Annotated in this window: 1 pseudogene; it reads left to right on the top strand. The window is 41.4% G+C overall.

Annotation, left to right across the window (positions count from 1 at the left end):
- Nucleotides 1–447, top strand: a pseudogene (locus CYP26_RS08495) (SLAC1 anion channel family protein); the annotation flags it as partial.

The raw sequence follows: 447 nt of genomic DNA, 5'->3' as shown, positions 1-447 counted from the left end.
CTACTATACTACTCGCTTTTTTACGCGGCTTTAGGCTTGCAAACGATTTTTACGCTTTACGTAATTTCCTTTTGGATTGACGAAAAATTAGCTATCGCGACGCTAAACCCGGCATGGTTTATCCCCGTAGTGGGCAACTTGCTAATCCCGATCATCGCCGACAAATCTCAAGCGATCTGGTATTATTTTAGTTTGGGGTTATTTTTCTGGATTATTTGCTTCGCCGTTATATTTTATAGGTTAGTTTTTTGCGATAAGTTAGCCGACAAATTCGTCCCTACGCTAGTCATTACGCTAGCGCCGCCGGCTATGGCGTTTTTGGGATACGTAAAATTAACCGAGCAATTCGACGCTGTTGCGGCGATACTACTTCAGATAAACGTATTTTTCGCGGCGCTTATACTTTTTTCGTATAAAAGATTTATTAAACTCAAATTCGCCCTATCG

This window comes from Campylobacter concisus (assembly GCF_002913225.1).
Taxonomy (GTDB): Bacteria; Campylobacterota; Campylobacteria; order Campylobacterales; family Campylobacteraceae; genus Campylobacter_A; species Campylobacter_A concisus_J.
This window is presented reverse-complemented; position numbering and strand designations above follow the sequence as displayed.